The organism is Spirosoma lituiforme (assembly GCF_054776635.1).
On sequence record NZ_BAAHBO010000003.1, the window covers coordinates 165,024 to 187,032 of the forward strand.

The 22,009-nt window shown below is 51.7% G+C and carries 20 protein-coding genes; 14 read left to right on the forward strand and 6 right to left on the reverse strand.

What is annotated here, in order from left to right; genetic code table 11:
• Positions 1 to 2 precede the first annotated feature (2 nt).
• Positions 3 to 1,094: a helix-turn-helix transcriptional regulator gene (locus ACYU87_RS12965; RefSeq protein ID WP_461134507.1), complete on the reverse strand. Its 1,092-nt coding sequence runs from the start codon at positions 1,092 to 1,094 to the stop codon at positions 3 to 5.
• A 141-nt stretch (positions 1,095 to 1,235) separates the two neighbouring features.
• Here ACYU87_RS12965 and ACYU87_RS12970 point away from each other — a divergent pair, with 141 nt between their 5' ends.
• From ACYU87_RS12970 to ACYU87_RS12995, 6 genes are all read left to right on the forward strand, one after another.
• Positions 1,236 to 1,631, forward strand: a complete 396-nt coding sequence (locus ACYU87_RS12970) for a pPIWI_RE_Z domain-containing protein (protein ID WP_461134508.1) — start codon at positions 1,236 to 1,238, stop codon at positions 1,629 to 1,631.
• 38 nt (positions 1,632 to 1,669) lie between these two features.
• Positions 1,670 to 2,194, forward strand: coding sequence for a hypothetical protein (locus ACYU87_RS12975; protein WP_461134509.1), 525 nt, complete (start codon positions 1,670 to 1,672; stop codon positions 2,192 to 2,194).
• 1 nt (position 2,195) lies between these two features.
• The gene (locus ACYU87_RS12980) at positions 2,196 to 2,444 is read left to right on the forward strand and encodes a hypothetical protein (protein ID WP_461134510.1); all 249 of its coding nucleotides are present in this window, start codon (positions 2,196 to 2,198) and stop codon (positions 2,442 to 2,444) included.
• A gap of 357 nt (positions 2,445 to 2,801) precedes the next feature.
• Positions 2,802 to 3,254: a pPIWI_RE_Z domain-containing protein gene (locus ACYU87_RS12985; protein WP_461134511.1), complete on the forward strand. Its 453-nt coding sequence runs from the start codon at positions 2,802 to 2,804 to the stop codon at positions 3,252 to 3,254.
• 60 nt (positions 3,255 to 3,314) lie between these two features.
• Positions 3,315 to 3,668 carry a VOC family protein gene (locus ACYU87_RS12990; RefSeq protein ID WP_461134512.1) on the forward strand — a complete coding sequence of 118 codons (354 nt, stop codon included), beginning with the start codon at positions 3,315 to 3,317 and terminating at the stop codon, positions 3,666 to 3,668.
• Positions 3,669 to 4,089: 421 nt separating this feature from the next.
• The gene (locus tag ACYU87_RS12995) at positions 4,090 to 4,470 is read left to right on the forward strand and encodes an AAA family ATPase (protein WP_461134513.1); all 381 of its coding nucleotides are present in this window, start codon (positions 4,090 to 4,092) and stop codon (positions 4,468 to 4,470) included.
• On the opposite strand, the gene ACYU87_RS13000 is transcribed toward ACYU87_RS12995, so the two are convergent.
• Genes ACYU87_RS13000 through ACYU87_RS13015 form a run of 4 tightly spaced genes read right to left on the reverse strand, consistent with a single transcriptional unit; the run spans position 4,448 to position 7,239 of the window.
• Positions 4,448 to 4,648: a Uma2 family endonuclease gene (locus ACYU87_RS13000; RefSeq protein WP_461134514.1), complete on the reverse strand. Its 201-nt coding sequence runs from the start codon at positions 4,646 to 4,648 to the stop codon at positions 4,448 to 4,450. The genes ACYU87_RS12995 and ACYU87_RS13000 overlap by 23 nt on opposite strands.
• A 30-nt stretch (positions 4,649 to 4,678) precedes the next feature.
• Positions 4,679 to 4,846, reverse strand: a complete 168-nt coding sequence (locus ACYU87_RS13005) for a hypothetical protein (RefSeq protein WP_461134515.1) — start codon at positions 4,844 to 4,846, stop codon at positions 4,679 to 4,681.
• Positions 4,847 to 4,892: 46 nt separating this feature from the next.
• The gene (locus tag ACYU87_RS13010; RefSeq protein WP_461134516.1) at positions 4,893 to 6,260 is read right to left on the reverse strand and encodes a sensor histidine kinase; all 1,368 of its coding nucleotides are present in this window, start codon (positions 6,258 to 6,260) and stop codon (positions 4,893 to 4,895) included.
• Position 6,261: 1 nt separating this feature from the next.
• Positions 6,262 to 7,239: an acyl-ACP desaturase gene (locus ACYU87_RS13015; RefSeq protein ID WP_461134517.1), complete on the reverse strand. Its 978-nt coding sequence runs from the start codon at positions 7,237 to 7,239 to the stop codon at positions 6,262 to 6,264.
• Positions 7,240 to 7,399: 160 nt separating this feature from the next.
• Here ACYU87_RS13015 and ACYU87_RS13020 point away from each other — a divergent pair, with 160 nt between their 5' ends.
• Positions 7,400 to 8,143, forward strand: a complete 744-nt coding sequence (locus ACYU87_RS13020; protein ID WP_461134518.1) for a lysophospholipid acyltransferase family protein — start codon at positions 7,400 to 7,402, stop codon at positions 8,141 to 8,143.
• Here the strand turns inward: ACYU87_RS13020 and ACYU87_RS13025 are convergent.
• The gene (locus ACYU87_RS13025) at positions 8,138 to 9,523 is read right to left on the reverse strand and encodes a sigma-54-dependent transcriptional regulator (protein ID WP_461134519.1); all 1,386 of its coding nucleotides are present in this window, start codon (positions 9,521 to 9,523) and stop codon (positions 8,138 to 8,140) included. The two genes, ACYU87_RS13020 and ACYU87_RS13025, sit on opposite strands and share 6 nt — an antisense overlap.
• A 235-nt stretch (positions 9,524 to 9,758) precedes the next feature.
• On the opposite strand from ACYU87_RS13025, the gene ACYU87_RS13030 reads away from it, so the two are divergent.
• The 7 genes from ACYU87_RS13030 to ACYU87_RS13060 all read left to right on the forward strand — a co-directional run bounded on the left by ACYU87_RS13030 (position 9,759) and on the right by ACYU87_RS13060 (position 21,992).
• On the forward strand, positions 9,759 to 11,486 hold the full coding sequence (locus ACYU87_RS13030) for an ArnT family glycosyltransferase (RefSeq protein WP_461134520.1): 1,728 nt from the start codon (positions 9,759 to 9,761) through the stop codon (positions 11,484 to 11,486).
• A 240-nt stretch (positions 11,487 to 11,726) separates the two neighbouring features.
• Positions 11,727 to 12,974, forward strand: coding sequence for an efflux RND transporter periplasmic adaptor subunit (locus tag ACYU87_RS13035; RefSeq protein WP_461134521.1), 1,248 nt, complete (start codon positions 11,727 to 11,729; stop codon positions 12,972 to 12,974).
• A gap of 118 nt (positions 12,975 to 13,092) precedes the next feature.
• Positions 13,093 to 13,770 carry an ABC transporter ATP-binding protein gene (locus tag ACYU87_RS13040; protein WP_046577604.1) on the forward strand — a complete coding sequence of 226 codons (678 nt, stop codon included), beginning with the start codon at positions 13,093 to 13,095 and terminating at the stop codon, positions 13,768 to 13,770.
• 47 nt (positions 13,771 to 13,817) lie between these two features.
• Positions 13,818 to 16,205, forward strand: coding sequence for an ABC transporter permease (locus ACYU87_RS13045; RefSeq protein WP_461134522.1), 2,388 nt, complete (start codon positions 13,818 to 13,820; stop codon positions 16,203 to 16,205).
• Positions 16,206 to 16,250: 45 nt separating this feature from the next.
• Positions 16,251 to 18,665 (forward strand): ABC transporter permease, encoded by a 2,415-nt coding sequence (locus ACYU87_RS13050; protein ID WP_461134523.1) that lies wholly within the window; start codon positions 16,251 to 16,253, stop codon positions 18,663 to 18,665.
• Positions 18,666 to 18,822: 157 nt separating this feature from the next.
• A complete protein-coding gene (locus ACYU87_RS13055) occupies positions 18,823 to 19,224 on the forward strand; it encodes a GlcG/HbpS family heme-binding protein (RefSeq protein ID WP_461134524.1) in 402 nt (133 codons plus the stop codon).
• A 350-nt stretch (positions 19,225 to 19,574) separates the two neighbouring features.
• Positions 19,575 to 21,992: an ABC transporter permease gene (locus ACYU87_RS13060; protein ID WP_461134525.1), complete on the forward strand. Its 2,418-nt coding sequence runs from the start codon at positions 19,575 to 19,577 to the stop codon at positions 21,990 to 21,992.
• Positions 21,993 to 22,009: the final 17 nt, after the last annotated feature.

A 22,009-nucleotide genomic window follows, 5' to 3' on the forward strand; every position in this document is an offset into this window, starting at 1 on the left:
TCTTACGCGTTTACCTGATACCGGGCGATCGTTGCCTCCAGCGATGTTTTTATTTCCTGCACCAGGCTGGCGGGTTCCAGAACCGTCAGATGCTCTCCGTAGCTCCGCAGGTGCATGAGCAAATCCCGGTTGGGAGCCAGTCGCAGGCGCACAATGCATTCGGTATCGGTATCGCTCAGCACCTCCTGGGTCTGGTGAATCGGCTTGGCTTTTACATAACGACCGAAGAGCGGACTGAACGAGAGAATAATGTTTTCGACGGGTCCGTGGCTGTCAGTAATGCCGTAAATATGCTCGAACAGGTCGCTTACGTTGGCCAGTATGGCGGGCGGAACATCGCAGGGATCATCCAGCAGTTCGAGTTCACTCATCCGATCGAGGGCGAAGGTTTTCTCCCCTCCGCTTACCGCATCATACCCGATTACGTACCAGCTATCGGCTACTTCGCGCAACAGAATTGGGTGCAGAATACGCAGCTTGGGCCGATCGGCCTGCGTAAGCACGGGGTTAGCCTGCTTGCCTTTTCGCGAAACTTTCCCTGTTGCAACGGGGGTAACCTCTTCGTATTTCAGATAGCGAAACGCCACCTGCCGACTCTGGTTGATCGCCCGAATGAGCATCGGCACAAACTGACGGTTACCGCCCAGAATTTTCTCTTCCACATACACAATCCGGCGCGATGTAGATGGTGCGCCCCGGTCATCGCTTTTCACCTCACGAATAATATCCAGACTCTGCCGCACTTTCTGCAGGGCATTCGTCAACTCATCGGCCACGGTGGCCCCCTGGGTAGCAGCCAGCACCTCGCGGGCGTAATCGAGCGCTTCCATGTCTTCGGGTGCGAGCATCAGATTCAGCAAGCGGAACTGCGGATTGCTGTAATAATAGCCATTGGCCCGCTTGTCGTACTCGATGGGCGCGTCATGATCTTCGCGCATCCGCTGAATATCCTTTTCCAGCGACGATACAGACCGAATCCCGCATTTGTCTTGGCATAGCTCAAATAGTTGCTGTTTGGAATAACGGCGTGGGTACCGACTGATAATCTCATCGATGAGCCGGTAGCGCTGGAAGGCAGAGCGGGTTATAGGCATGTTTAATGTGTGGAGACGCAATCCCTTGCGTTCTGACCACTACAAACATGGAAAATTTTTTCTTAAATAAAAAAAGAAGACCGTAAATAGATTACGTCTTGATAGGTATACTTTTGAACCGGACATTACTTAGACTATCTCATGACTCATACACAGCGTCCGTACTCAAACACCCCGGCTTACACGTCCCGCCCGTCGCTTTCGACCCGGCAGTTAGTTGACCTTGAACTGGGTTTATTTCTGCTTCAGCAGCTACATCCCACAGCCCCCCCAACGGCATTACCGGCCCTGCTCCGGCCCGACGATGCCTGCTGGCCAAGCCTGTCGGCTAAACAAAAAAAATACCTGAACCGAGGTCGGCTTTTACTGGCTCACTTTACCAATAGCCTCCACTGGCAGGCTTTGCTGGACGCCTACGCAGCTGCCCCCGCACACCGGCTGGCCTATGACTTGAGCAGCGATGGCAGCCACTTTTCGGAGAAAACAGTTGGCTTTTCCCGTAATCGACTGGGCGTGCTACGCAAAATGCTGGCCTGATCAATACCTATTTCAACGCTTAATTTTCTATCACAACCATGCTTAACCAGTTGATACAACGGGTATGGGGCCAGTCTGCCCCGGCTACGTACCGCAGTAAGGCTACTCGCACAACAGATCAGTGGGCGCAAAAAATCAGGCAGGAGACCATGGGATATACGGACCAGACGCCGTCGTTTACCGAATCAGCTCCTGCCACACTCTTCGCGAACAAGGATCTGATCATCAATCCTGTAACCGACAGCCAGACACAAACGCTGATCAAACGAATGATGGGTAACCACGCCGACAAGTTCGAGGCAGCGTTTAGCATCCGGCACCCGGATGCCGATCTTGCTTTCGATACCTACGTTCGGCAGCAGCTATCCCGTAGAACGCAGGCGCTCTGGCATAATAGCCACGGGGAGAACGGCCTGTCGAGCCTGCACGCCACTCTGTCGACACAGGCTGTTGGTGAGGATTATCTGACGATCTATGAGGTGCATGTAGGTGACCAGCCGGAGCTTACGGCTTATCAACCAGCACAATGTGCGATTCGGTATATTGTCAAAATCAAGGTCTAATATGGAATTACAACGCAAACAACTGGACCCGCTTGTCGTGCGTTTCACCGCAACAGCGCTTATTCTGGCCGAAGGCAGTACCACCACGATGGCCGTAAAAAAAGCCCTGCGCCAACGCGGCTACGAAGCCCGCCAGGCCGACGTATCCCAATGGCTGTTTGTGATCAGCCTCTGGGAGAACTGGACCTTCGACGACAGCGGTGCGCACCGCGTGTTCCACTTTCCAAGATTCGCTCCCTCATTGCAATGAGACTCCGGCTTATTCTTTTTCTGGCAGGTGTATGCAGGCGATGTATTCGGCTCTGCGTACACCTGCATTTACACACCATAACCCACAACACGCCACCAAAGCGCATCATGGCGCCTGCCTCCAGGCAGTACATACATCGGTAACCGATTACCCGGCTACAACGTATAAAAAGCAGTTGTCCGCAGCCCGACTATTGTCACTGCAGACAACTGCTTCTCGTTTCTATAGGGCTGGCTAAAGCAGGTGATTCTATTTCTCGTTTATGCAGTCAAAATTTTTTCTACAAAAAGAGAACAACGTAAAAAGATTACGTTCTGGTAGAATTAATTTTGATACGAACAATAAACAACACGACGAATGAACACGCTCCTTTCCACCTCCCGCGTTTCCCGCCCGGCCCTTGCCAGTCTGTTACACTGGCAGGAGCCACTGGCGACCCGGCTTCGCTTTCGGCATGCGTTACCGGGCATGGTAGCCAACCGACTGCTCAATGTGGAACTGGGACTTTACTTACTGGCCGAACTGGTTCCGACGGCACCGCCCCAGGTGTTGCCCGACCTGCTCAACGGCCAGGGGTACGCGTATCGGCACCGGCCCATCTGGTCGCCCCGACAGCACCGCGCGCTGAGCCAGGCTCGTATTCTGCTGGCCCCGTACATGGACCGTACGGCCTGGTTCAACGCGCTGGACAAATACACCCATCTTTCTTACGAGCTGCGGGTATTCAACGCACAGGGCACCCTTCGCACCGACATCAGCGGGTATTCGCTGCGGGAACGGCTGGGTATGTTTGCCAAGGCGTTGGCGTAAAGGCCAGTGGAGCCGGACTGATTGTCCCCGAATGTATGAATTCGTTAAACCCAATTGCTTATGATGCAATTTTTATCACTCGAACCCTTTGTTCCATCAGGAACTGATTTTGACAAGGCCAAACAACTTTTTCAGGCAGTAGGATTCACAATCAACTGGGACGCGGGCGACTACGTCGGGTTTGAGCGGGACAGCTGCAAATTCATCTTACAGAAGTATGACAACGTAGCATTTGCCGAAAACCTAATGCTCAATGTGCGCATCACCAACGCCGACGAGTTCTGGCAGGAAATGACGGAAAAGCAACTTCCCGAAACGTTCGGCATTCGACTCAGCAAGCCAACCGATCAGTCTTATGGCCGGGAAGTGAATCTGATCGACCTGGCTGGTGTCTGTTGGCATTTTGTATCGTAGGCCCGTTAGTTTTCAGCCAGTTTAATCTTGTTTGTATCTGCTGCTCTGTTAACGACAATCAAAGAAGGTTGTCGCGTTCACCTTGGGCAAAACCAACCTGAGCGAGTAGGCTAACTTTTGCGCGACCCAATCCGGCCACTGCTAGAGAAGCTAGGGCGCTCAAACGCATAACCCTTGCTATGTCCCCACGAAAGACTGACATTTGCTTCAAGTGTATTGGCTTAATCACGCGAATCAAACACTTTATCGTATAGATTAAGTATCAGGATTAAATGCATGGCTTTGTAATACGGCGGTGTCTTCTTCGTTATTTTGCATAATTTACAGGAGATAATGCAATAAATAGATTACATTAAGGAGATAGCGAAGTATGGCTTGGAGAACGACTAAGAAAAGCTTCTATTTACCCTTAATGAACTGATTGAGCACTCGAAGCAAGCAAAGAAAGTCAATTTTAAAGGATGCGATTCGGCAACAGCAGACTAATGGAAGCGTAAAGCTGGGTTCTCCTGAACGTATATTAAGGGAAGAAGATCGTGAGGTAAGTGATTTTATACTTGAAAAGATCACGTCTGATTATCGGTTTCCTAATCTGGTCTGTTCAGAAACCGTACAATCAGATTTGGCTTATTTTATTGAAGAGCATCGTTCTATCGAACTACTCCGTCAATACGATCTACCTATATCAAATAAGGTGTTATTCTACGGTCCATCGGGCTGCGGTAAGACCTTAGCGGCTTATGTATTGGCTGGAGAATTGGAGAAAATGATGATTGTCATCAACTTGGGTCGAATGAACTAAACACATAAATGGAACGAAGGCCAGGGAATACTAACCAGCAGGATTGAACACCATGCTCAAAATATGCCTTCGCTTTGTCAACCAACTCCTGCAGGCTTTGCATAGGTGATATGATTTCGATAGCGCATAACGGGGGCACTGTCATTCGAATCTCATCCCGGCGCACATCTATCGCCATCTTCGAATAAATCGACAAATCAGGCACTGACTACCAGCCATCTAAATCAAGGCTAAGTTCAGACAGGAATGTAAATCGGTCTTTATATCGGATTTTCAGTTCAAAGCCGATATTCATCTGAATATAAGCATGCACTTTACTGGGCATAGGTTTACCGCGATCTTGCTCATATGCCGATTGCTCTGTTACCGCTTCCATATCACCCCGGCGTTTTTAGTGTTTTTTGTAAGTATAGCGAATTTCATCAGAACGTCATACTGAATGTGCTGCCTTCGCCGGGTTTGGAATTGGCGGTGAGCTGACCGTTGTGGAGTTGCATGATCTGGCGGGAAAGACTCAGCCCGATGCCGGAGCCCGTTTTTTTGGTTGTGTAGAAGGGGATGAAAATCTGCTCCAGCGCTTCGGGTTCGATACCCGTTCCGTTGTCGGTGACGCGGATAACGACACGCGGTCCCAGGGCCTCAGCGTCGAGACGAATGGTTGGATTCGGCGTTTTGCCCAGGCTTTCCACCGCGTTTTTGATAAGGTTCAGCAGGACCATTTCGATTTGAGCGACATCGGCCCAGATGGCCAGATTTGGCGAAGAAACCGAGATGGGTATCCTGTGTTTTTGGGCATCAGACTGTACCAGCTGAACAACGTGACGGAGCAATTGCTCAACCGAAACATCGGCAAATACCGGCTGTGGAATGGCCGTAAAATGCCGGTAAGCGTCCACAAATTGCATAACACCCGCCCCCCGTTGTTCAATGGTCATCAGGGCGTCGCGCAGGTCATTGACCGATTCAGCAACGACAGCCGGAAATCTTGCGGTTTCCCGGGAGCCATCACCGGGTAAGGCCAGGGGCACCAGATCCGTTTCGACAATATCGCGCATGGTACCCGCCAGCGAAACAATCGGTGTGATGGAATTCATGATCTCGTGCCGCAGCACCTTGGTCAGATTTTGCCAGGCATCGAGTTCACGCTGCTGTAGCTCACTGCGAATATTCTGCATGGACGCTACCGTTACTAGCCGCCCCCGTAGCCGAACGGCTGTGCAGCGTACCGATAATTCTCCGTCGGTACCGGTCTGGTACGATACCGGCGTCGATGAGGTGGTCGATGCCCGGAGCACATCGGCCAAATCAGCGTGGGTAGCGTTCAGGTCGTTGAGGGTACGAAGCCGGTAAATACCCAGCAGCCGGAGTGCGGTTTGATTGACCAACTCCACCTGTCCGGTGGCATCGAACGTGAGCAGACCAACATTTACATGCTGAACAATCGTGTTGACGTAATGCAAGTTGGCTTCTTTTTCGGCCCGCGCCTGTCGGAAAGCGTCGAGTACTTCGTTGAACTGATCGTTCAGTTCGTGAAACGATGGACCAAGGTTACTATCGGCCCGGAAGGAAACCGCGAAGTCGGAGTACCGGACTGATTCCAGAAATCGCGTTAATTTCCGATTCAGGCCTGTCACATACCGGTACAGATTGACCGTCAGGAAAAGGTCAAGGAGGAGGAGTGGCAGGATCAGCAAGCCATTCGTCTGCTGATCCTGCAAATAAGTAAGCACGCCGGTAAGGCCAATGATACCAGCAATCCGCCAGCCTATACCGAGCGCAAATCGATCCATATTAGCTGGCAATCCAACTAAATGGATATTCGAGCGTGGGTACCTTGGTACGTTCCGCAATCCGGCGCAACCGGGCCGGTAATGCCATAACATAGTCACGGGCGCGTTGGCCGGCATCGTTGAGATCCGTAACCGCATCCACTTTCCAGTCGACCAGCAGGGCTTCGGCAATTTCGATGTAGTCGTAGGTTGTGTAAACGCCCAACCGTTGAGCCGCATCGGAGAAGTGGCTAAACGTCTGACCTATTTTAACGCCACTTTCGCGCAGAAAATGGGCGGGCATCACGATCTTTTTGCGCATCATATCTTCGAAGGCCAGCATCATTTCGGATGGATCAACTTCGAAAATCTGCCGGACAAAGTCTTTGTAGGCTTTCGCGTGGCGCATCTCGTCGGAGGCAATGACCCCGCATATTTTTGACAGCTGGTTGCAACCGGCCTGCTTGGCCAGCGTAGCGGTTCGGCGGTGCGACACGTTTGTGGCCAGTTCCTGAAACGACGTGTAAATGAAGTTGCGATAAGGATCTTTGCCGGTTCCAATGTCGAACCCATCGGCAATCAGGTACTGTGTGGACACTTCCATAGCCCGCATGTTAACGCGCCCCGACAAATACAGAAACTTGTTCAGCAGATCGCCGTGCCGGTTTTCTTCGGCAGTCCAGCTACGAATCCAGCGGGTCCAGGCCGTTGCGCTGCCCTGCTCAATTCCTTCCATGTCCATCAGCCACGACTCATAAGTCGGCAGGGCTTCTTCGGTAATGGTATCGCCAACCAGCACCGCTACGTAGTCGTAGGACAGTTCGCGGGTACTTTCGCGGAGCAGTTTCACCTCATCCAAAAAGGACTCCTTGGTCGTATCGGGCAGCAAATCGGCGGGTTGCCAGTTGGTCTCGATCGGTTTAAGGAAGTCATCTATAGATGCGTCGATTTTTTCGCCGACGTATCGCATTACATCTAAACGTGTGCCAGATAATATCATGTATGAGTAACGAAGAAAAAGGTCAATTTATCCCAGTATTTAACAAAGTTCGGCTAAAAGAGCCGATGTTTTAAATTAGCTCCTGTTTTTCTTCCCGCTGTACTGGACTCCGTATTAATTTTAGGGCTCAAATCATTACCGTAACCAGGGGTTTGCCTGTATGAAAAAAGGTTTAGATTATATACTGAGCTGTATCTACCTCCTTTATTTTGGATTGGTATTGTGCATTTTTCACGTAGCTCAGGCGATTGCGTTTAACGGGCTGGGTCGTCCGGCTCACAAAAAAGTAGTCGACTGGATGAACGCCAGCATTTCGTACGGCTGGTATCTGACGGGAAGCACGATTCGTTTTCGGCAGTCGACCGACCTTCCTGTCGATCGGCCGATTATTTTCATTGCCAACCACCAGAGTATGTTTGACATTTCGCCGATTATCTGGTTTCTGCGTCGGCACACGCCCACGTTTGTGTCTAAAGTTGAGCTGTCACATGGTATTCCGGGGGTATCCTACAACCTGCGCAAAAGTGGCGCGGCCCTCATTGATCGCAAAGATGCCAAACAGGCTATTGTAGAGATTGCCCGGTTGGGTAAGCTCATTCAGCAGGAAAACCTTTCGGCCGTAATTTTTCCAGAGGGGACCCGCTCCGCTTCGGGCCAGATGCGCCCCTTTGTGACGGGTGGCGTGGCAACGTTGCTCAAGCGGGCACCGGCTGCTCTTATCGTACCGATTGCCATTCGTGGAACGGGCCATTTCAACCCAAAGGGCCTTTTTCCCCTTCGGTCTTTTTCGAACATGTCGTGGTGTGTATTACCAGGTATCGACCCTAACGGCCGCCCGGCCGATGAAGTTGTCAAACTGGCGCAGGAAGCGATTGCCACAGAATTAATCAGGCCCGGCTTATAAGCCAAACTTTTCCAGACGACGATACAGGGCCTGCCGCGACACGCCCAGCTCACGGGCTACATCCGTGATGCTTCCCCGGTGTTTTTGCATCGCCTGCTGAATCAGTTGGCGTTCCATGTCTTCCAGTTGCAGGGTCTCGTTAACGGGCGAAGCGACACTCCCGTCTTTTCTGAAGACGAAATTACCAGGCTCAAGCAATATGCCGGAACTCCCGTCAGGCCGAGCCAGTTCAGGCCGAGCCAGTATAACGGCTCGCTCAACGGCGTGCTGCAATTCCCGGACATTACCCGGCCAGCGGTATTGCTTCATCTCGGCCAGCAGCGCCGGACTCAGGCCAGACACTGGCCGATTATACTGTTTAGCATACTTTTTCAGGAAATAATCGGCCAACGGTCCAATGTCAGATGGCCGTTCGCGCAGCGCGGGCAGGTGTAACTCAATGGTATTGATCCGATACAGTAGATCCTGCCGGAAACCCCGTTCAGCGACACGTTCGGCCAGATCGGCGTTGGTAGCGCAAATAAGCCGGACATCCAGTGCGCGGGCTTTGTTCGAACCCACCCGAGTGACCTGCCGCTGTTGCAGTACCGTCAAGAGTCTCGCCTGTTGCGATGGCGTCAGATTACCAATTTCGTCCAGAAAAATAGTACCCCCATTCGCTTCTTCAAAGCGCCCGGCACGGTCGTCGCGGGCATCGGTAAAAGCCCCCTTCACATGGCCAAATAGTTCACTTTCGAACAGGCTTTCGGTCAGGGCACCTACGTCGACGCTCACAAATGGCTTATCGCGCCGGTTAGAGTGTTCGTGAATCGCCCGGGCAATTAAATCTTTACCCGTGCCGTTTTCGCCTAAAATCAAGACGTTGGCGTCGGTCGGCGCTACCTGTTCAACCGTTTCCAGTACTGGCCGCATGGCACTGCCAATAATGGTTGCACTGGCCGAACTACCTTTCTTGCGGGTAGTCTTCTGAGCATCGTCCCGTTCCTCAACGTCCTCTTTCCTGCCGTTGACGGCCCCGCGAATGGTATCCAGAAACTTATCGTTCTGCCAGGGTTTCAGCACAAAATCGACCGCACCAGCCTTGATGGCCCGGACAGCCATTTCTACATCACCATACGCCGTAAACAAGACAACCCGCGCTTTAGGATCAATATCCAGAATGCGATCGAGCCAGGCGAACCCCTCCCGACCACTGCTCACATCGCGCTGAAAATTCATGTCGAGCACAATGGCGTCATACCGGTTATTGTTAAGCAGGAAAGGCAGCTTTTCGGGATTTTTTTCGATGTCTATCGCACCCACGTGGCGTTTCAACAGCAGCCGGGCCGCCAGTAATACGTCAGGATCATCGTCAACGAGTAAGAGTTTAGCATCTTGCATACATCAAAGATAGAATAGGGAACGAATTGTTGCACGTCGGTTTCGATTCAACAACGAATTACGGTTTTCTTACGTACTTTGACCGTTAAAAGTCGTTGAGCGGTCAATATTGTCAGTAGGTGGAGGATAGCCTGTATAAAGGCTATGTACCCGGCAGATTACGCACTCGCTACCTGGCTCTCCGGCAATAAATGAACGCAAACGCTACCCATTCTGACGTCTTCGTTACCAACCAATGACCGACAAGTACCCCCCTTTTGATGACCGCTGGTTTTACGCCCTTGTAGCCGTCGGTGTGCTCCTGAATGCCACGGGCCTGTTCCCGCCGATCATGGAGCCGGATAGTGCCCTCTACGCCTGTATTGCCAAGCGGATGGCCTTAAGCGGTGATTTTGTGAACTTGTATGCCGTGGGAGACGACTGGCTCGACAAGCCCCATTTTCCGTTTTGGGTGGATGCCGTGAGCTTCCGGATTTTTGGCGTGAACACACTAGCGTACAAGATTCCGGCACTTCTGTTTTTTTTAGGCAGCGTTCTGTACACGTACAAATTTGTCCGCCTGACGTATTCAACATTAACGGCGCAAGTGGCCGCGCTGGTTCTTCTGACGGCCTTTCATGGCGTCCTGTCAAACAGCGATGTTCGGGCGGAACCGTATTTGATGCCGCTCATCATTGGTCCGGTCTATCATTTCTACCGGGTGTTTCTGGGCGACAGAAAGCAGGCGCTACACCTGGTCATTGGCTCCTTCCTTACGGGATGCGCCCTGATGACCAAAGGTGTTTTTGTCCTTATTCCCATTGGGGCAGGGCTGGTTGTGCACTGGTTACTAACGGGCCACTGGCGCGAGTTACTCAAGCCCCGCTGGTATGTAGCTGTTGTGCTGTCGTTTGTCTTTACCCTCCCCGAAATTTACTGTCTGTATCAGCAGTTCGACCTGCACCCGGAAAAGGTTGTTTTCGGGAGTAAAGAGGTGTCAGGCATTCGTTTCTTTTTCTGGGACAGCCAGTTCGGCCGGTTCTTCAATACGGGCCCAATCAAAGGAGAGGGCGACAAGTTTTTCTTTGTTCATACGCTGCTATGGGCTTTTTTACCCTGGTCTCTACCCTTATACATCGGTATCGGAAAGCAGATCAGAGACTTGATTAAACGACCTACTGATTCCGTCGTTTCTGAACCCATAGAATACGTTTCGCTGGGCACCGGGCTGGTTACGTTTGCCCTTTTTTCGTTGTCGGGATTTCAGTTGCCCCATTACATGAACATCGTCTTTCCCTTCTTCGCCGTGATAACCGCTCAGTTTCTGGTTAGCCTGACGATAACTAATCTGCGGAAGTGGACCGTTGGGCAAACCAGTATCAGCTTGGCTTTTTCGGGCATTGCCATTGCCCTGCTGGTGCTGGTGAAACCGGCTGGACTCGTCGGCGGCCTGGTCTGGATCGTGATCATTACGCTGGTCACGTTTAGTATCTTCCGAAAAAATACGCTGTTGTCCTTGTCGGGTCGAATGGTCGGCGCCATGCTGATGCTGGCGGGCACGCTGAATCTGTTTCTGTATCCGACGCTCCTGCGGTATCAGGCGGGGATGGCAACGGCCAACTACGTCAATGAAGAGGCCAGACTGGCCAGTCGGCCTACCCTGCTGTATGAACCCGGTACGGGCGTTGGTGGCGGCAGCTTCTGGACATATGAGTTTTACGCTCAGGCGCCAACTTCCTACGTACGTACCGACTCGGCGATGCGGGCGCAGGTACAAAAAGCTCCGCAGCAGGTTTTCACGACCGCCGAATTTGCCAGTTCGCTGGAGACCCATGGTTTCCGGGTGAAGCGGCTGGCCATGTTCCCGTATTACCATGTCAGTCAGCTAACGTACGAGTTTTTAAACCCCGCTACCCGCGCCAAAACGCTGTCGCCCTATGTTCTGGCGGAAGTAGGGGTTGAAACAGATCGTACGAACGAGTAGGGCCAAACCCGAATAGCCGTATAAAAGCGGACAAGATTCGTCCGAAAGCGGACAATCGAAATAAGGCAATAGTTCTTAAACAACTGACTATCAGCAATAGGCTTCAACTGGCATGACTATTGGCACAGGGTATAGTAGCAGATGAGATTCGGGTATGGGCCTGCCTTTTCACCGTACTGACGGCCCGCTCTTTCACCGCTCCGGCGGCCCGGTTTTTCACTCATTCGCTTACGTAAACTAATGGATCGCGTCTTACCTAAACGTTTCTGGACAACTCAACGCCTGGCTATTTTTGGCGGGGGCGTACTGGTTATAAGCTTACTGGCTTACACACTCCTCTTCGCCGATCGCCGGTCGAAGCTAAATGTTGAAAAAGATAAAGTAACGGTTTCGGCTGTATCAACGGGCCCATTTGAGGATTTTATTGCCGTAACGGGTGTTGTACAGCCGCTGAAAACGATCCGGCTGGATGCCATTGAGGGCGGATACGTAACCCAAAAACTCGTTGAAGGGGGTAACACGGTAAAGCAGGGCGAAGTCTTACTGAAACTCGAAAACCAGAGTCTAAAACTGAGCTTCCTGCAGTCCGAAACCGAAGCCAACCGGCTTGTCAATGACCTGCAGAATACCCGTCAGCGGATACAGATTGAACGATTCACCTTGCGCAAAACCCTGGCGGATGTCGATGCGCAGATTTCGCAGGCAAAAGACACCTACGAGCGTCAGGAGAAGCTGTACAAAGATAAAGTTGTGTCGGAAGAGGACTATCTAAAAGCGAAACGTGCTTACGAACGATTGAACACCCAGCGTGGCATTGAAATCGAAACGCAGAAATACCAGGAGGAAAACGCAAAATTTCAGATTAAGCAGCTCGAAGGTACCCTGCAACGCACTCAACGGAATGTGGCGCTCTGGCAGCAGACTCTCGACAACCTGGTTGTGAAAGCACCCGTCTCGGGGCAGTTGTCCAGCATCGATGTCGAAGTGGGATCAAACATCAACCGGGGGCAGAACATCGGCCAGATCGACGACCTGAATGGCTTTAAAATGCGGGTTGGCATTGATGAACATTACATCAGCCGGGTATTTGCCGGCCTCAAAGGGTCGTTTGAATTCAACGGCAAACTGCACGAACTTGAAATTAAGCGGGTTTACCCCGAAGTAAAAAGCGGCCGGTTTGAAGTGGATATGACGTTTGTGAACGGCACCCCCCAGGGAATCAAACGCGGCCAGTCGTCGCCTATTCAGCTGGAGCTGGGCAAAGCCGCCAAAGCGACTCTTATTCCGGTCGGCGGTTTCTTCTCCGACACGGGTGGTAACTGGGTGTACGTAGTCGATAAAACGGGGAAACGGGCGGTCAAACGGCAGATCACCCTGGGCCGCAAGAACCCGGAATTTTATGAAGTACTGGACGGCCTGCAACCCGGCGAACAGGTAATTACCAGCAGCTACGAGAATTTTGGGGATAACGAAGTTTTAGAATTTTAACCTTTCGACAGGCTTAATAGCCGGGCCGACATTTCGGATTTGCAGGATTATTGATAACCTGCTTACTCCCGTAAATTCGAAACGTCGGCCCGGCTATTAAGCCTGTCAAGAAAAAAATATGATCCAGACAATCAACCTTCAGAAACTCTTCTCGACCGAAGAAGTAGAAACCACCGCCCTGAATGGCATCAACATGGATGTTAAAGACGGCGAGTTCGTGGCTATCATGGGGCCATCGGGCTGCGGCAAATCCACCCTGCTCAATATCCTGGGCTTGCTGGATAACCCGAGCGAAGGGGAGTACAATTTCTACGGCACGGAGGTAGCCAAAATGACCGAACGGCAGCGGGCACAGCTTCGTAAGGGTTCCATCGGCTTTGTCTTCCAGAGCTTCAACCTGATCGACGAACTGACCGTGTATGAAAACGTCGAACTACCTCTGCTTTACCTGAAAACGCCCCCCGACGAACGTAAAAAGCGCGTCGAAGAAGCGCTGGAGCGGATGAGTATCATGCACCGTCGCAATCACTTCCCGCAGCAGCTATCGGGTGGTCAGCAGCAGCGGACAGCCATCGCGCGAGCCGTAGTCGCCAAACCAAAGCTGATCTTGGCCGATGAACCAACGGGTAACCTCGATTCGAAAAACGGGGAAGAAGTGATGAAACTACTGGGTGAGTTGAACGACGAAGGCACGACCATCATTATGGTAACCCACTCACCCTACGACGCGGGGTTTGCGCACCGTACCGTGAACCTGTTCGATGGAAAAGTGGTGACGGAAAACTTCCACGTTTAACTATAGAGAGACGCAAAGGATTGCGTCTCTACGTATTTCTTACCTCTATGATCCGCAACTACCTCAAAATCGCCGTTCGGAGTTTGATGAAAAACAAGCTCTATTCGGGTATCAACGTCTTTGGTCTGGCGCTGGGTATGGCGTGCAGCCTGTTGATTGGTCTCTGGGTAAAGGACGAGCTTAGTTATGATCGTTTTCTGCCCGACGTGGAACGTATTCATTATGTACGCGTCAATTTTCCGTACAATGGCGAAACGGTAACAAACTCCATGACACCCGGCCCATTACAGGAAGCTATTGCGCAGGATATACCCGAGGTAGCGGGCGTAACAAAACTCAACTGGGGCAACGAAACGCTGATCAAGGTCGGTGAGAAAGTGGGGAAGGAAAAAGGCCATTTCGCAACCAGCGATTTCTTTAATGTATTCGACTTGCCTGCCATTTACGGAAACCCACAAGCAGCTCTGGCCCAAACCAACCAGATCGTTATTACCCAGAAACTAGCGGAAAGATATTTTCCGAATGGGATGGCCCTGGGCAAAACGCTGCAACTCGACAACGATAAGTTTTATGTTGTCGGCGCCGTTATTGCCAATTTGCCTACCAACGCTACGCTCCAGTTTGACTGGCTGGTGAACTGGAAACAATACCAGCAGGACTGGATGAACAGGTGGGGAAATAATTCATTCCAGACCTACGTTCGCCTGAAGCCCAACACGACCCAGGCACAGGCTGAAGCGGCTATGGCCAGTATCTATCCCCGAACGGCAGGAAAAAATTTCGAAACGGGCCGGCCTATTCTTCAGCCGATAACCGACTTACATCTGTACGGAGAGTATAAAAACGGGCAGTCGGTAGGTGGCCGGATCGAGTACGTGCGTATATTCTCCATCGTGGCGCTGTTCATATTGCTCATTGCCTGCATCAACTTCATGAACCTGTCTACGGCCCGATCGTCGGAGCGAGCGAAGGAGGTAGGTGTCCGAAAGGTGGTAGGTGCGCTACGGTCATCGCTGGTTGGGCAGTTCATGAGCGAGTCGATCATTATGAGCTTGCTGGCGGTGGTGCTGGCTCTCGGTTTCGTCTGGACGCTTTTACCCACGTTCAATACCCTATTCGAAAAGCAGTTAACGCTTGGTGCAGCGGAACCGTCGTTGTGGCTCAGCATTCTGGGTCTGGTGCTCATTACGGGTATCCTGTCCGGCAGTTATCCGGCCTTTTTCCTGTCATCGCTCCAGCCGATCAAAATTCTGAAAGGGAACGGAGCGCCTTCACGGCTTCAGTTCGGTTCCGGACCAGCCCTGTTCCGGCGCGTACTGGTCGTTTTTCAGTTCTCGCTGTCTATTTTTCTGATTGTGGGTATGCTGGCCGTGGGGCGACAGATGGATTATCTGCGCACGAAAAACCTCGGTCTCGACCGAGAGAACGTGGTCTACATCCCGCTTGAGGGTGAAATTGCGCAACCCAAAAAGGTGGAAGCCTTCCGGCAGGAGGTTATGCGAAAGCCAACCGTTGCCTCGGCGACAACCACCATGTCGCTGCCGGTTAACGTGCAGAGTACCTCCGGTGATTTACGATGGCCCGGGAAGGATCCTAAACTGGAAACCAGCGTGTCCTGTATGTTTGTCGGGGGCGATTTTACCCGCACAATGAACATCAAGTTAGCCGCTGGCCGCGATTTCAGACTGGACAGTCCTGCCGACTCGGCCAATTATATCATTAATGAAGCAGCCGCCCGACTCATGGGCGCATCAACCCCGGGCATGAAAAATCCGCTTGGTAAGGAGGTCACGTTCTGGATGGGTAAAGGCCGGATTATTGGGGTGATGAAAGATTTTCACCTTGGCTCACTCCATCAGACTATCAGCCCGTTGATTCTTTGCTTCGACAGCCGTAACACGAGTTATCTGCTGGTGAAAACCCGCGCCGGACAAACCCGGCAAGCCATCAGCGATCTGGAACAACTCGCCAGGCAGTTTAACCCAAATTATCCGTTCGACTACCACTTCATAGACGAAGAGTACGAGAGTCTTTATCGGAGCGAGCAGCAGGTAAATACACTGGTCAACTACTTCGGTATGCTGGCTATCCTGATTTCGTGTCTGGGTTTATTCGCACTGGCAGCTTTCACCGCTGAACAGCGCACGAAAGAAATCGGTGTTAGAAAAGTGCTGGGTGCATCGGTTGCCAGTATCGTTGGCTTACTCTCCAAAGACTTTCTGACGTTAGTTCTGATTGCTCTTGTTCTGGCCACACCGTTGGCCTGGTGGGCGCTCAGCAAATGGCTCGACACATTCGCTTATCGGGAAAACCTGCCCTGGTGGATTTTTGGCGCGGCCGGTACATTAGCTATACTGATCGCCTTTCTGACGGTGAGTTATCAAAGCATCAAAGCCGCCCTGATGAATCCCGTAACAAGTTTGCGATCCGAATGATACTGAGAGACGCAAAGGGTTGCGTCTCTGCTAAAAAAACTGCTCATGTTCAGCAATTACTTCAAAATTGCCCTACGTACCCTCTGGAAACACCGTACTCATACGCTCATTAACATCGTTGGGTTATCGGTAGCATTTGGTACCTGTGTGCTGTTGTTTCTGACCGCTACGTTCGAGCTATCCTACGACGCGTTTCATGCAGACGCCGACCGCATTTTTCGGCTTAATTTTCTGGTTTCCGAACGTGATGGATCGCCCGAAAAAAGCACGATCATGCCTTATCCAATTTCACCGGCTCTAAAAGCTGAGTTTCCTGAGATTGAAGGTATTTCCCGCTTTTTCGACCGTAGCGCAAGCGTTCGTCGGGGAAACCAGACATTCGGTAAAGATGTCAGAATGGTCGATCCTGATTTTCTGCAGATGTTCACCTTTCCGCTTCAAAAGGGCAATCCCAGAACGGCCATGAGCAGCCTGAGCGATATCGTTATCAGCGAGAAGATGGCGCAAGACGTTTTCGGCAAAGAAGACCCAATCGGTAAACCGATTCAACTCCGTTTGAACGACAATTGGCAGGCCTTTACCGTGACGGGTGTCATGACCAATGCACCCAAAAACTCCACGTTCGACTTCGATGGGTTGATTCGCAGCGACAATGCCCCGGATTATCAGGAAAACAAAACCCGCTGGGATCATGGCAATCATGATGTATATGTCAAGCTGAAAGCCGGAACCGATCCACAAACGCTCCAACGCCGGACGCAGGCTTTTATCGAAAAATACTTTGCCCAGGAAATTAAGGAGCAGAAAGAGCAAGGCTATCCCAAAAATGCACTGGGTTTTCAGAAAAGCCTGTTGCTGGAATCCATGCGGGACGTCCACTTCAACACGGAAACGAGCAGCCAGGGAGTCAGCCGGACCTACGTATACACGCTGCTGCTGATTGGCCTGTTTATACTAGCCATTGCCTGTATCAATTTTATTAACCTGACCATTGCTCAGTCGCTGTCCCGAGCGCGGGAAGTAGGGGTTCGCAAATCACTGGGCGCCAAGCGCGGACAGCTGTTTGGGCAGATCTGGGGCGAAACACTCATGCTATGCCTGGTGGCCTTACTCGTCGGTCTGGGACTGGCGTATATATGTTTGCCTACGTTTAATCGACTCTTCCGGAGCCATCTGGCGTTGGCAGATTTTTTGAATCCAGGTACGTTACTGGTAACGGGTCTGGGCTTTCTGTTCATTTCGCTGACCGCCGGGGGATATCCATCCTGGTTCGTGACGCGTTTCAACGCTGTGGAAGTGCTGAAGGGCAGCGTGAAAGTAAGCCGACCGGGACTGTTGCGCAACTCACTCATCATGAGTCAGTTTACGATTGCCTGCCTGCTCATCATCTGTACCATCATTGTTCACCAGCAAATCACCTACCTTCAGCAGAAACCAGTCGGGCTGGACAAAGAACAGGTAATCAGTATTCCGGTAGGTGGCGAACTTAACGGCGAGCTAGCCCTGAAAGCCATGCGCGACCGACTGGCCAATCAACCGGCAATTACTGCGGTGTCAGGGTCGGGAGTCAACATTGGGGCGGGCCTGGATGGTAGTTCGTTCCGGATGGTGTTTGGCTTCCTCTACGGCAAACGGGATATTAGCTGCGACTGGGTACGGGTAGATACCGACTACCTGAAAACAATGGGTATCAAACTAATCCAGGGCCGCGATTTTAGCGCCAAGTTCAGTACCGATTCCAGTTCGGCTGTGCTGATCACGCAAAGCATGGCAAAGGCGCTGGGCGAAGCCAATCCGGTCGGCAAGTTCATTAAGCCCGACAATAAATCGTTCCAGATCGTGGGCGTCGTGTCGGACTTCAACCTCTACTCATTGCACCAGAAAGCGCAGCCTATTGCCCTGCAGATGCAGGCAAAAAATCCCATTCAGTACATTCTGGTCCGCGTCAATCCACAAAACCTCACGGGTGCCGTCGATATTATCAAAAGCGCCTGGAAAACGATTGCCCCGAAGCAGGAATTTATCGGTTCATTTCTGGATGAGAATACCGAACGCTGGTACAAAAAAGAACAGCGGCTGGCAACCATCTTCTCGTCGGCGGCTGGTATTGCCATTCTTCTGTCTTGCCTGGGTTTGTTCTCCATCGCCCTGATCTCGATTCAGCAGCGTACGAAAGAAATTGGCGTTCGGAAAGTACTGGGGGCCAGCATACCCAATATTGTTATCCTGCTCTCCAAAGATTTCCTAAAGCTGGTTGTTATGGCGGTTGTCATTGCCAGCCCAATTGCCTGGTATGCCATGAACAAATGGCTGTCTGACTTTGCGTACAAAATCGACATTGCCTGGTGGGTGTTTGTGCTGGCGGGCTTTTTGGCAATGGGTATTGCCGTTTTAACGGTAAGTTTCCAGAGTGTGAAGGCCGCCCTGATGAACCCCGTCAAATCGTTACGATCCGAATAAGAGAGACGCGAAGGATCGCGTCTCTACAGTACTCCACTAAATAGGATTTAACACTGTCCTTCCATCCTGTTACGGTCATGCCAATAAGCGCTTCTCCGATTCTTTATCTTTGCTTGACGACTCGCCGAAAGAGTCTGACTCAACTATAAGTCGAATCATGAGCATTACCTTAGAACAAGCCGAAACAGCGGTAAGAGCTGCAAAAGCGAAAGCAGTAGAAATTGGTACCCTGATGAACATTGCGGTAGTCGATGCCGGTGCGAATCTGACAGCCTTTGTCCGCATGGATGGCGCGTGGCTGGGCTCGGCCGACATCTCGCAGAAGAAAGCCCGGACGGCTCGTTATTTCGACATGCCAACGGGCGAGTTGGGTAAGGTGTCGCAGCCGGGTGGGTCTCTGTACAACATCGAACACTCGAACGGCGGCCTGATTACTTTTCCGGGTGGCATTCCTATCAAAAATGCGAACGGTGAAGTTATTGGTGCCATTGGCGTATCGGGCAGCTCGGTAGAGAACGACCATACGGTCGCCCAGGCCGGTGTCGATGCACTTAGCTAAATTCGCTTTAATTTTCAATTCAATCTGGTTCTAACAGATTGAAAAACCGTTTGCCCGGTTTTGACGAACCACGGCGGCACGGAGCATATAGGTTTTCTACGGTCTACCTGCCGTTCGTGAAAATCTATGTGCTCCGTGCCGCCGTGGTTCGTTCTTTTTTGGCTCCGGTGCCCGTTCTGGGTACTGGAAAAAATGCTTGTGTCAGGACCGATCGCCATGAGCGTTTGCAAAAAGCTTAACATTTTTTAACACCCTGTCAATCAGCATAAAAGACAAACAAAACGCGATAGTTAATACCTTCACGCCAGCAAATTATCATCAATAATTAACACGCTTAAATCGGTTGGTTCATGCTTCAGAATTACCTCAAAATCGCACTGCGCAACCTGCGTCGGCGTCGGTTCTACACCCTGGTTACGCTGCTCGGCCTCACGGTTGGCATTACCTTTCTCCTGCTGATTGGCAACTACATTCTGGGCGAATTAGCCGTGAACAACTCCTTACGAAATGCCAGCCAGCAGTACCTCGTGCAGAGCCGGTGGAAGGAGAAAAGTATGGGCATGGATGTGGCAACGCTGGCGCCCATTGGTCCGACACTCAAGGAACGATACCCGAATCTAATAGCCAGTTACTACCGCTTCTATGGCGTTACGGCCATCGTCTCGAACGGCCAGAATCACTTTAGAGAACAGATTCAGGTTGGCGATTCCACCCTGCTGCCCATGTTCGGTTTTCCGCTGGAATACGGTGATCCGAATACGGCATTACTGGCCCCAAATTCAATCGTTATTACGGCCGCGCTGGCCCAGAAATACTTCGGCAGAACCGACGTGCTTCGGCAGCCATTAACGGTGCAGACACCCGTACGTGGTCAGCAGGTATTTACCATTACGGGTATCCTGAAAGCGCTTCCGTTCAACAGCGTCACCAACCTGTTATCGTTGCCCGATCAGGCATTTATTCCGATGCGTAACGTTGGTTACTTTGTACCGGAGGCAGCCATGCAATCCTGGCAGAATCAGTACACTCCGACATATGTGACGTTGCAGCCAGGAGTAACCGCCGACCAGTTAATACGCCCCATCAGACAAACACTGGCCACCTATGCCCCGCCTGGCTTTAAAGAAAATCTCAACGCTTACCTCAGTCCTCTACGAACGTTGTACCTGAAGGCAAACAATGGCCTGGTTGAGAAAATGGTGTTGACCCTGGCTATTATTGCGCTGTTTATTCTGCTGATGGCGGTAGTCAATTTCGTAAATATCACCATCGGTATGTCGGCAACACGGTTGCGGGAAATTGGTGTCAGAAAAGTGCTGGGTGGCCTCAAAAAGCAGGTTATCATCCAGTTTCTGGTCGAAGCTCTGCTCCTGACCATGGGCGCTACCGTACTGGCGCTGGGGTGCTACGAACTCTTTCGATCGACCTTTGCGGCTTTACTCGAAAAACCGATACCGTCGGTGCTGACCTGGTCGCCCTACGCTTTTCTGGCCGTAGCATTGTTGATGCTGGTTATTGGTTTACTGGCGGGTGGTTACCCGGCGTTTGTGCTGTCCGGCCTGCCTTCCATCGACTCCTTGAAAGGTAAACTGACGTCGTCGGTACAAAAAGGTGTCGGCCTACGCCGGGCCTTCATTGTTTTTCAGTTTACGGTAGCCATTCTGGTTTTTGTTGGGGCCGTGGTCATTGGCCGACAGGTCTCATTTTTTTTCAGTAAAGACTTAGGCTATCAGAAAGACCGGATCCTGACAATATCGTCGGTACCCCGGGACTGGTCGACCGATGGGGTAAAGCGGATGGAAGGCATACGAAGCCAGCTGGCACGCATTCCCGGGGTGAGCGCCGTGAGCCTTTCCTTCGAAATTCCGGATGGCCGAACGAGTGGTAGTGCCCGCCTGTTCCCGCAGGGGCGCGACAGTACGCAGGCCATCACGGCCAGTGTGCTAACTACCGACGAGCGATTTGCCGAAACGTACGGGCTGCGCCTTCGCGACGGGGCTTATTTCACCGCCAGTCAGGGCGATTCTCTGAACGTTGTTCTGAATGAAGCCGCAACAAAGGCTTTGGGTTGGGGCAATCCGGCCAAGGCCATTGGCCAACTGGTTCGACTTCAGGGCAACAGCCAGCTGTACCGGGTGAGTGGCGTTCTTACCGATTTTCACTTTGGCTCACTTCACGAAACCATCAAACCCCTCATTTTTCTGAACAACCGCAGCAATCCCATTTACCGCTATTTCTCGATCAGGATTGCGGGTAACTCCGGCCGATTAGCTGAACCAGTTGCCGCCGTTGGGCAAGCATGGGCGCGCCTGTTTCCCGATGCCCCATTCGATTACGCCTTCATGGACGATACGCTTCAGAAACTTTACAAAACCGAGATTCAATTACAAAAGGCATCGCGGCTAGCGACGATGCTCGCGTTGCTCATTGTTTTGCTGGGTGTACTGGGGCTGGTTTCACTGAATGTAACCCAGCGCACCAAGGAAATTGGTATCCGGAAAGTGCTCGGTTCATCGACCATCGGTATTGTCAACCTGTTCCTGAAAGAGTTTGGCCTGATTCTAATCATTGCCAATGGTATTGCCTGGCCAATTGCCTATTATCTGCTGGGTGACTGGCTTACTCAGTTTGCGTATCGCACCGAACTGTCGTGGTGGCCATTTGCGCTGGTAGCCGTTTGCCTGGCCCTGTTAACGGCCCTGATTGTGGGTACGCAAACGATCAAAGCAGCGCTGACAAATCCGATAGCAAGTTTACGCAGTGAATGATGATCGGGCCGTTTTAT